This window comes from Isoptericola sp. Y541, assembly GCF_059445465.1.
The window spans coordinates 266,509-275,089 of sequence record NZ_JCAIUJ010000006.1 but is presented as its reverse complement, the minus strand read 5'-3'; the positions used below and the strand labels follow the sequence as shown (position 1 = coordinate 275,089).

General features: G+C 74.5%; 12 protein-coding genes. 4 read left to right on the top strand and 8 right to left on the bottom strand.

The features are described from left to right. Positions 1–214: 214 nt before the first annotated feature. The 3 genes from AC1C2V_RS14885 to AC1C2V_RS14875 all read left to right on the top strand — a co-directional run bounded on the left by AC1C2V_RS14885 (position 215) and on the right by AC1C2V_RS14875 (position 1,927). The gene (locus tag AC1C2V_RS14885; RefSeq protein ID WP_495390401.1) at positions 215–607 is read left to right on the top strand and encodes a DUF1844 domain-containing protein; all 393 of its coding nucleotides are present in this window, start codon (positions 215–217) and stop codon (positions 605–607) included. Positions 608–707: 100 nt separating this feature from the next. Further along, on the top strand, positions 708–1,187 hold the full coding sequence (locus AC1C2V_RS14880; RefSeq protein ID WP_495390400.1) for a hypothetical protein: 480 nt from the start codon (positions 708–710) through the stop codon (positions 1,185–1,187). Continuing rightward, a complete protein-coding gene (locus AC1C2V_RS14875) occupies positions 1,184–1,927 on the top strand; it encodes a S1C family serine protease (protein WP_495390399.1) in 744 nt (247 codons plus the stop codon). Before AC1C2V_RS14880 ends, AC1C2V_RS14875 begins: the two co-directional genes overlap by 4 nt. A 37-nt stretch (positions 1,928–1,964) precedes the next feature. Here AC1C2V_RS14875 and AC1C2V_RS14870 read toward each other — a convergent pair whose 3' ends face one another. The 6 genes from AC1C2V_RS14870 to AC1C2V_RS14845 all read right to left on the bottom strand — a co-directional run bounded on the left by AC1C2V_RS14870 (position 1,965) and on the right by AC1C2V_RS14845 (position 6,807). After that, positions 1,965–2,819, bottom strand: coding sequence for an SseB family protein (locus AC1C2V_RS14870; protein ID WP_495390398.1), 855 nt, complete (start codon positions 2,817–2,819; stop codon positions 1,965–1,967). Further along, complete coding sequence (priA, locus tag AC1C2V_RS14865; RefSeq protein WP_495390397.1) at positions 2,816–3,547, bottom strand: bifunctional 1-(5-phosphoribosyl)-5-((5-phosphoribosylamino)methylideneamino)imidazole-4-carboxamide isomerase/phosphoribosylanthranilate isomerase PriA; 732 nt, start codon at positions 3,545–3,547, stop codon at positions 2,816–2,818. Before priA ends, AC1C2V_RS14870 begins: the two co-directional genes overlap by 4 nt. A 93-nt stretch (positions 3,548–3,640) precedes the next feature. Next, positions 3,641–4,435 carry an imidazole glycerol phosphate synthase subunit HisH gene (gene hisH / locus AC1C2V_RS14860; protein ID WP_495390396.1) on the bottom strand — a complete coding sequence of 265 codons (795 nt, stop codon included), beginning with the start codon at positions 4,433–4,435 and terminating at the stop codon, positions 3,641–3,643. 8 nt (positions 4,436–4,443) lie between these two features. Continuing rightward, positions 4,444–4,977 carry a hypothetical protein gene (locus AC1C2V_RS14855; protein WP_495390395.1) on the bottom strand — a complete coding sequence of 178 codons (534 nt, stop codon included), beginning with the start codon at positions 4,975–4,977 and terminating at the stop codon, positions 4,444–4,446. 4 nt (positions 4,978–4,981) lie between these two features. Then, positions 4,982–5,584 carry an imidazoleglycerol-phosphate dehydratase HisB gene (gene hisB / locus AC1C2V_RS14850; protein ID WP_495390394.1) on the bottom strand — a complete coding sequence of 201 codons (603 nt, stop codon included), beginning with the start codon at positions 5,582–5,584 and terminating at the stop codon, positions 4,982–4,984. Beyond that, complete coding sequence (locus AC1C2V_RS14845; RefSeq protein ID WP_495390393.1) at positions 5,581–6,807, bottom strand: histidinol-phosphate transaminase; 1,227 nt, start codon at positions 6,805–6,807, stop codon at positions 5,581–5,583. The genes hisB and AC1C2V_RS14845 overlap by 4 nt, the downstream gene beginning before the upstream one ends. A 139-nt stretch (positions 6,808–6,946) precedes the next feature. On the opposite strand from AC1C2V_RS14845, the gene adhP reads away from it, so the two are divergent. Next, positions 6,947–7,978, top strand: coding sequence for an alcohol dehydrogenase AdhP (adhP, locus tag AC1C2V_RS14840; RefSeq protein ID WP_495390392.1), 1,032 nt, complete (start codon positions 6,947–6,949; stop codon positions 7,976–7,978). Positions 7,979–7,981: 3 nt separating this feature from the next. Here adhP and AC1C2V_RS14835 read toward each other — a convergent pair whose 3' ends face one another. Next, positions 7,982–8,458 (bottom strand): Rieske (2Fe-2S) protein, encoded by a 477-nt coding sequence (locus tag AC1C2V_RS14835; RefSeq protein WP_495390391.1) that lies wholly within the window; start codon positions 8,456–8,458, stop codon positions 7,982–7,984. Continuing rightward, positions 8,455–8,577, bottom strand: coding sequence for a hypothetical protein (locus tag AC1C2V_RS14830; protein WP_495390390.1), 123 nt, complete (start codon positions 8,575–8,577; stop codon positions 8,455–8,457). Before AC1C2V_RS14830 ends, AC1C2V_RS14835 begins: the two co-directional genes overlap by 4 nt. Between the last annotated feature and the right edge of the window lie 4 nt (positions 8,578–8,581).

Genomic DNA, 8,581 nt, shown 5'->3' with positions numbered 1-8,581 from the left:
TAGCCATGCTCAGCCATGCTCAGCCATGCTCAGCCATGCTCAGCCATGCTCAGCCATGCTCAGCCATGCTCAGCCATGCTCAGCCATGCTCAGCCATGCTCAGCCATGCTCAGCCATGCTCAGCCATGCTCAGCCATGCTCAGCCATGCTCAGCCATGCTCGGCCCGAGCCCGACCCGCCCTCGACCGACCGGCACGATGCGAAGATGGACCCCATGACCACCTCGCCTGATGCGGCCCCCGCCGCCGACGCCCCGACCACCTCCTCGACGAGCACCGAGGATTCGGCGACCCGTGACATCGCCGACGTCGCCGCCGTCGAGGTCATCACGGCCGCCGCGGTCCACCTCATGAGCGCCGCCGCCGTCAAGTGCGGCCTGGCCGAGGACGCCCAGGCCGGGGACCACCTCGACCTGGACGAGGCCCGCAAGCTCATCACCGCGCTCGCCGCGCTCGTCACCGCCAGCGCCCCCGACATCGGGAACCAGCACGCGCGGTCCCTGCGGGACGGCCTGCGCTCGCTCCAGCTCGCCTTCCGCGAGGCGTCGGTCGTCCCGGACGCGCCCGGCGAGGGCCCCGGCGAGAAGTACACCGGCTCCGTCGTCTGACATGTCCGCCCCGTCCGCCTGGCCCCCACCACCGCCGGAACCGTCGGTAACCCCCCCGCGGGCCGGCTCGCCGGTGCGGCGCCGTCGGTCGACCGTGGTCGTGGTCGGGGTACTCCTGGCCGGGGCCGTCGGCCTCGCCGCCTACCTCTGGCTCACCACGGCCCGCTGGCAGGAGCACAGCGCCTCGTGGGAGGACGAGGCACGCGGCTACGCCGGGCAGGTCGCGGCCCTGGGCACCAAGCTCGAGGCCACGGACGCGGAGCTGGTCGCGGCGCGGGAGCAGCTCGCCGCCGCGACGGGCCGCATCACCGACCTCGCCAACGAGAAGGCGCAGCTCGGCGACGAGAACGTCGCGTCGCAGCAGTACCTCGACTACCAGACCCGGGTGAGCGAGGCCGCGGGCGTCGTCACGACGGCCCTCGGCGACTGCGTCGACGCCCAGTCACAGCTCATCGAGTACCTGGAGGACAGCGGCTCCTACGACCCGACGGACCTCGACCGCTTCGCCTCCGACGTCAAGACGCTCTGCAAGCAGGCCGCCCGCGCGAACGACCAGCTCCAGCAGGAGCTGGAGCAGTGACCCGGCTGTCGGCGCGGCTGGCGCGGTCGGCGGTGGCCGTCACGCTCGCCGCGGCCACCGTGGCGGGCTGTGGGGTTCTCCCCACGCTGCCCGACCCCGTGCCGAGCGACGTCGTGCCCACGTCTCCGCCGGTGCTGGACCCGACCGGCGGGGAGGGACTCTCCCCGGACGGCTTCGACGCCGTGCAGCGCATGGCCGTGCGCATCCGCAACGTCGGCTGCGCGGGCCTCTCCACCGGCTCGGGCTTCGCCGTCGACGAGCACACCCTGATCACCAACAGACACGTCGTGGCCGACTCCGAGTCGCTCGAGGTCAGCACCTACGACGGCCGCGACCTCGAGGTCGCGGCCGCGGGGAGCGCCTCGCTGGCGGATCTCGCCCTGGTGCGCACCGCCGACCCCCTGCCCAGCTTCCCGACGCTCGCGGACTCCGACCCACGCCCCGGCGACGACGTCACGGTGGTGGGCTACCCCGAGGGCGGCGAGCTCACCGTCACCGCGGGCGAGGTCATCGGCGCGACGACCGACCCGCTGCACGAGAACCTGGGCGAGGTGCTACTCACCGACGCCCCTGTCGAGCCCGGGTCGTCCGGCTCGGCCGCGATCGACGCGGAGGGCCGGGTGATCGGCGTCGTGTACGCCAAGACCTCCGACGGCCGCTCGCTGCTGGTGCCCCTGTCCACGCTGGAACGCGTGCTGGACGACGCCGAGGGCTTCCGGGCCATCCCGCCCTGCGACTGAGATCGTGCCGGCGGGGGCGACTCGCTCGAGCGGCGGGTCAGCGCGCCGCGCCCACCCGCAGCTCGAGCGAGTCGACCCGCTCCGCGATCACGGTCGAGGCGCCGAGGCGCGCGTTCACCTGGGCCAGCACCCGGTCCAGGCCCGCCCGGTCCAGGCCCGGATCCAGGGCGAGCACCACCGCGATCTCCGCCCGCCTGCCCCGCTCCGCGTGCGCGCGCACGACGTACTGCACCGGCGCGGCGGCGTCCGCGACCGCCGCGGCGACCTCCGCGTCGACCTCGAGCTGCGCGCTGTCGCCGGCCGCCGGCACGAGCGCCGGCCGCCACTCCTGGCCCTTCGCGAGCGCCCAGACCGCCGGCCGCGGCACCAGCGCGGTCGCCGGGCCCGCCGGGTCGACGACCAGCAGCGACCAGTCCTCGCTCACGGCCGACAGCGCGGCGCGCGCGGCCTCGACCGGGACCGGGCGGGCGTCGACGCGCCATGCCCGCATCGCGTCGACGGAGGTGAAGACAGGCAGCGCGCGACGCCCGTCGGCCGTCTCGATCGCCACGACGCCGGCGGCGGCCTCCTTGTCCACCTGCAGCTCCTGGGTGCCCGACGACCCCTCGTGCTCCACGACGTCGGCCACCGCCAGCTCGGCGAGCACGGGCACCAGCACCCGGGTCGCGGCCAGCCGCCGCACCACGTCCTGCAGCGAGCCCGCCCCGTCGGCGTGCGCCCGCAGCAGCCGGGCGAGCTCCGGGTCGGCCGTCCCGTCGTCGCCCGCGAACTGCGAGGACGGCTGGATCGAGCGCAAGTGGCCGGGCAGCGCGCGCCCGTCCACCTCGGCGGTGCTCCCGTCGGAACCGCCCTGGCCGGCGCCCTGGCCGACGCCCGGGTCGGAGGCGCTCATCGCCGGCCCGCCACGTCGAGCGCCTCGGGCAGCGTGAACGCGCCGGCGTACAGCGCCTTGCCCACGACCGCGCCCTCGACGCCGTCCGGCACCAGCGCGCGCAGCGCCTCGAGGTCCGCGAGCGACGAGATCCCGCCCGACGCCACGACCTTGGCCGGCGTCCGGGACGCGACCTCGCGCAGCAGGTCCACGTTCGGGCCCCGCAGGGTGCCGTCCTTCGTCACGTCGGTGACCACGTACCGCGCGCAGCCGGCGGCATCCAGGCGGGCGAGCACCTCCCACAGGTCGCCGCCCTCCTTCGTCCAGCCCCGGGCGGCGAGGGTGGTGCCGCGCACGTCCAGCCCCACGGCGACGGCGTCGCCTTGCTCCGCGATGACGCGCGCGGTCCACTCCGGGTCCTCCAGCGCGGCCGTGCCGATGTTGACGCGGCGCGCACCGGTCGCCAGCGCCCGCTCGAGGGAGGCGTCGTCCCGGATCCCGCCCGACAGCTCGACCTGCACGTCGAGGTCGGCCACGACCTGCGCCAGGAGCTCCGCGTTCGAGCCGCGCCCGAAGGCCGCGTCGAGATCCACGAGATGGATCCACTCCGCGCCACCGGACTGCCAGTCGCGGGCGGCGGCGAGCGGGTCGCCGTACGAGGTCTCGGACCCGGCCTCCCCCTGCACGAGGCGGACGGCCTGGCCGTCGGCGACGTCGACGGCGGGCAGCAGGACGAGGCGGTCGGTCATGGGTGTGTCTCCAAGCATCGGCGGTGGTCGAGCCTGTCGAGACCACCAGGGTTGCGGCAACGGTGGCCTCGACAGGCTCGACCACCGGTCAGGTCAGAGGGACCGGACCCAGTTCTCCAGCAGGGTGGCGCCGGCGTCGCCGGACTTCTCCGGGTGGAACTGCGTCGCGGCCAGGGGGCCGCTCTCGACGGCGGCCACGAACCGGGACTCGGCGCCGGGCGCACCGTGCCGCGCCCACGTCACGAGGGGCGGCGTGAAGCGGGGGTCCGCGCCGGCGTCGTGGCCCTGAGCGAACTCCTGGGCGGCGTACGAGTGCACGAAGTAGAACCGCTCGCGCTCCACCCCCGCGAACAGCCGGGAGCCCTCGGGCACCTCGACGGGGGACCAGCCCATGTGCGGCACCACCGGCGCCTGGAGCTTCTCGACGACGCCCGGCCACTCCCCCAGGCCCTCGGCCCGGTCGCCGTGCTCCACGCCCGCGTCGAACATGACCTGCATCCCGACGCAGATGCCTAGCACCGGGCGGTTCCCGGCAAGCCGCCGGTCGATCACCTGGTCGCCGCGCACCGCCCGCAGCCCGGCCATGCACGCCGCGAACGCGCCGACGCCGGGCACCACGAGGCCGTCCGCCTCACCCGCGACCGCCAGGTCCGCCGTGAGATCGACGTCGGCCCCGACCCGTTCGAGCGCCCGGACGGCCGAGCGCACGTTGCCGAAGCCGTAGTCGAGCACGACCACCCGCGGGTGACCCTCGACCCGGGCAGCGGCAGGAGCCGGGTTCAGCCGTGCGGCCGTGCCTCCGTGGGGCAGGAGCGGGGGGATCCCCGCACCGGCGTCGGCGGGGACCCGGGCACCGCTCGGTGCGGCATCACGAGGAGTGTCCTGCATACGTCCCCCTACTGCTTCTTGCGCGCCTTGCGCGCGGCGCCGGAGAGCATCCGCATCGCCTTGAAGCGGCCGATGCTGGCGGAGGGCACGACGCCGGGCAGGTCGGCCACGGTGATCTGCCCGGTGACGAGGTCCTCGAGCGCCTCGGGCGCTCCGCCGAGGACCAGCCCCGGAGGGAGCTCCCCCTCGGCCTTGCCGTCGGCGTAGCGCACGCAGGTGAGCTGCTCGCCCCAGCGCGTCACCAGGACCAGGGGCACGCCCGCCACGAGCTTCGAGATGGCGGTCGCGGCCTTGTCGGGGGCGTCGTTGCTCGTGTCGCGAAGAACGGCGACGGCACCCACCGGGGTGGGCGCGGCGTCGACGTCGAGCTCGGCCAGCGCGCTAGCGGCGGCCAGCGGCTCGGCCCCGGCGATCTGGGTGATGAGGACCGCCAGCTCGGGGTCCTTTCGTGTGCCGTCGAGCCCCGACAGGTCGTCGGGGATCTCCAGGTCCGCGGGAAGGCCCTCCGGGAGGCTCTCGGGCAGGTCGGGGTCGTTGGTCATGCGGTTACAGCGCACCCTTCGTGGACGGGACACCCTCGACGCGCGGGTCGGGGGTGACGGCGGCGCGCAGCGCACGCGCCAACGCCTTGAACTGAGCCTCGACGATGTGGTGCGGGTCGCGACCCGCGAGGACCCGCACGTGCAGGCAGATGCCCGCGTGGTGGGCGATCGACTCGAGCACGTGCCGGGTCAGCGACCCGGTGAAGTGCCCGCCGATGAGGTGGTACTCCTGCCCGGCCGGCTCGCCGGAGTGCACGAGGTACGGGCGCCCCGACACGTCGACCACGGCGAGCGCGAGCGCCTCGTCCAGCGGCACGGTCGCGTCGCCGAAGCGGGCGATGCCGCGCTTGTCGCCGAGCGCCTCGCGCAGGGCCTCGCCGAGCACGATCGCGACGTCCTCGACCGTGTGGTGGGCGTCGATGTCGGTGTCGCCCGTGGCGCGGACCGTGAGATCGATGAGCGAGTGCTTGCCCAGCGCAGTGAGCATGTGGTCGTAGAACGGCACGGACGTGGAGATCTCCGTGCGTCCCGTGCCGTCGAGGTCAAGCTCGACGACGACGCTCGACTCGCTGGTCGTGCGCTCGACGCGGGCGGTGCGGCGGGTCATCGGTCCTCCTGCTCGGTCGGTGCGCCGGCCGGTGCACCCGTCATGACGTCGGTGAGCGCCGTGCGGAAGGTCGTGTTCTCCGCGGGCGTGCCCACCGAGACGCGCAGCCAGCCGTCGGGCCCGGTCTCGCGGATGAGCACGCCGCGGTCGAGCAGCCCCTGCCACACGGCGTGCCGGTCGGCGAAGGTGCCGAACAGCACGAAGTTGGCGTCGGAGTCGGCCACCTGCAGGGGTCGGCCATCGACCTGCTGCGCGCGGAGCCACGCGACGAGCGCGTCCCGCTCGGTGCTTAGGTCGCGCACCTGGGCGCGCAGCTCGTCGTGGTGCGCGAGCGCGCCCCGTGCCGCCGCCTGCGTCACGGCCGACAGGTGGTACGGCAGCCGGACCACCCGGAGCGCGTCGACGAGCGCCGTCGACCCGAGGAGGTAGCCGAGACGTAGCCCCGCGGCCGCGAACGCCTTCGACATCGTGCGCGTCACCGCCAGGTGCGGGTGGTCGCCGAGCAGCTCCAGCGCCGACGGGGTGCCAGGGCGCCGGAACTCGGCGTAGGCCTCGTCCACGACGACGACCGCCCCCGCGCGGCGCCCGCCGGCCTCGGGGGCGTCCGGGACCTCGACCCGGGCGGCGGCGGCCAGCACGGCCTCGACCGTCGCGGGGGGCAGCGCCGTCCCGGTGGGGTTGTTGGGGCTCGCGAGAAGGATCACCGACGGCCGGACCTCCTCGATCGTCGCGACCGCGTGGTCGACGTCGAGCGTGAAGTCGGTCTCGCGGCGTCCGGTGACCCAGCGGGTGTGGGTGTCGCGCGCGTACTCCGGGTACATCGAGTAGGTGGGCGCGAACGACAGCGCCGTGCGGCCCGGGCCGCCGAACGCCTGCAGCAGGTGCAGCATGACCTCGTTCGAGCCGTTGGCCGCCCAGACCTGCTCGGCACCCACGCGCACGCCCGACTCGAGCGCCAGGTAGCCGGCGAGGTCCTCGCGCAGCGCGGCGAAGTCGCGGTCCGGGTAGCGGTTGAGGCCGCGCGCCGCGTCCGCGACGTGCTCGGCGATCGTCGCGACGACCGCCTCCGAGGGCGCGTAGGGGTTCTCGTTCACGTTGAGCCGGACAGGCACGTCGAGCTGCGGGGCGCCGTAGGGCACCTCGTCGGCGAGCTCGGGTCGCAGCGGCAGCCGTGCGCCGGCCACGCCACCCGTGGGCGCGGGGGCGGGCAGAGGGATGGTCACCGCGCCAGTCTACGGAACGACCGGGGACCCGGCGGCCCCCGTCCACACGCTGCGATCGGGACGGGCCGTGCTTACCGTCGAGGTGTCAGCAGTTCCGACGTGGGGGCCGTGACGCGTCCGGCCCAGGACGGAGTTCCAGATGAGCACCATGCAGGCCGCAGTCGTCCACTCGTTCACCGAGCCGCTGTCCGTCGAGGAGCGGGAGGTCCCCGCCCCGGGGCCGCGCGAGGCCCTCGTCAAGGTCGACTACACCGGCGTGTGCCACACGGACCTGCACGCCGCGCACGGCGACTGGCCGGTCAAGCCGAACCCGCCGTTCGTCCCCGGGCACGAGGGCGTCGGGCACGTCGTCGCGGTCGGCGACCAGGTGACCCGCGTCAAGATCGGCGACACGGTCGGCAACGCGTGGCTCTGGAGCGCCTGCGGCGAGTGCGAGTACTGCGAGACCGGCTGGGAGACCCTCTGCCCGAACCAGGAGAACGGCGGCTACTCGGTCGACGGGTCGTTCGGGCAGTACATGCTCGTCGACGCGCGCTACGCGCCGCTCGTCCCCGACGGCGTCGACCTGTCCGCCGTCGGGCCGATCCTGTGCGCGGGCGTCACGGTCTACAAGGGCCTCAAGGTGACCGACACCAAGCCCGGCGAGTGGGTGCTGATCTCCGGGATCGGCGGGCTCGGGCACATCGCGGTCCAGTACGCGGTCGCGATGGGCCGCCGCGTGGCCGCGGTCGACGTCGACGACGCGAAGCTCGAGCTCGCGCGCGCGCACGGCGCCGAGGTGACGGCCAACGCGGCGACCTCCGCCGACCCGGCCGCCGACCTGCAGGACCAGACCGGGGGCGGCGTCCATGGCGCGCTGGTGACCGCCGTCAACGCGCACGCGTTCCCGCAGGCCGTGGGCGCGCTGCGGCGCGGCGGCACGGTCTCGCTCGTGGGGCTGCCGCCGGAGAAGTTCCCGCTGGACATCTTCACCACGGTCCTGTTCGGCCTCACGGTGCGCGGCTCGATCGTCGGGACACGCAAGGACATGGCGGAGGCGCTCGACTTCTTCGCCCGCGGCAAGGTGAGCCCGACCTACACCGTGCGGCCCCTCGGCGACATCAACGCGATCTTCGACGAGATGACCCATGGCAAGATCGACGGCCGCGTCGTGATGGACATGCGGAGCTGACGCTCACGCGAGGACGACGTCCTCGCCCGAGACCGTGACCTCGAGGGCCGGCAGCGGCTCCGGCGCCGGCCCACCGAGCACGGCCGCGTCCTCGAGCGCGTACCGCGACTGGTGGCACGGGCAGACCAGCTCCCCCTCGCCGGGCGCCACGGTGCACCCCGCGTGCGTACAGATCGCGCTGAACGCGCGTACCTCGCCCTCGGTCGGCTGCGTGACTAGCACGTCCTGGCCCTCCACCTTCGTGGCGACGGCGCCGCCCACGGGCACGTCCGCGAGCGCCACGACGACCGTCCCAGCCCCGGCGGAGCTCGCGGAGTCCGCCGCCTCCTGCGGGGACGGCTCCGGGTCCGAGCAGGATGCCAGCGCACCGGCTCCGACGACAGCCCCCGCGACCACCCCGGTGCTGCGCAGGACCTGGCGCCGCGTCGGGCCGCAGGCACAGGGGTGCCCGGCCTCGCACCCGGTACGGGCGGCGGTCACGGACGGTCCGGACGCCGAGACGGGATGCTGCTGCGCACGAGGTCCTCCGGGGGGTCGGACGGGTTGCGGCGGAACGTGCCGACCACGACGACGGCGCGCCCGTGGAATGGGAGCATCATTATC

What these genes read in the sequence shown, in the direction of transcription:
- AC1C2V_RS14885 (WP_495390401.1), top strand. Translation starts at nt 215, where the DNA reads ATGACCACCTCGCCTGATGCGGCCCCCGCCGCCGACGCCCCGACCACC.
- AC1C2V_RS14870 (WP_495390398.1), bottom strand. Translation starts at nt 2,819, where the DNA reads ATGAGCGCCTCCGACCCGGGCGTCGGCCAGGGCGCCGGCCAGGGCGGT.
- priA (WP_495390397.1), bottom strand. Translation starts at nt 3,547, where the DNA reads ATGACCGACCGCCTCGTCCTGCTGCCCGCCGTCGACGTCGCCGACGGC.
- hisH (WP_495390396.1), bottom strand. Translation starts at nt 4,435, where the DNA reads ATGCAGGACACTCCTCGTGATGCCGCACCGAGCGGTGCCCGGGTCCCC.
- AC1C2V_RS14855 (WP_495390395.1), bottom strand. Translation starts at nt 4,977, where the DNA reads ATGACCAACGACCCCGACCTGCCCGAGAGCCTCCCGGAGGGCCTTCCC.
- hisB (WP_495390394.1), bottom strand. Translation starts at nt 5,584, where the DNA reads ATGACCCGCCGCACCGCCCGCGTCGAGCGCACGACCAGCGAGTCGAGC.
- adhP (WP_495390392.1), top strand. Translation starts at nt 6,947, where the DNA reads ATGAGCACCATGCAGGCCGCAGTCGTCCACTCGTTCACCGAGCCGCTG.
- AC1C2V_RS14830 (WP_495390390.1), bottom strand. Translation starts at nt 8,577, where the DNA reads ATGATGCTCCCATTCCACGGGCGCGCCGTCGTCGTGGTCGGCACGTTC.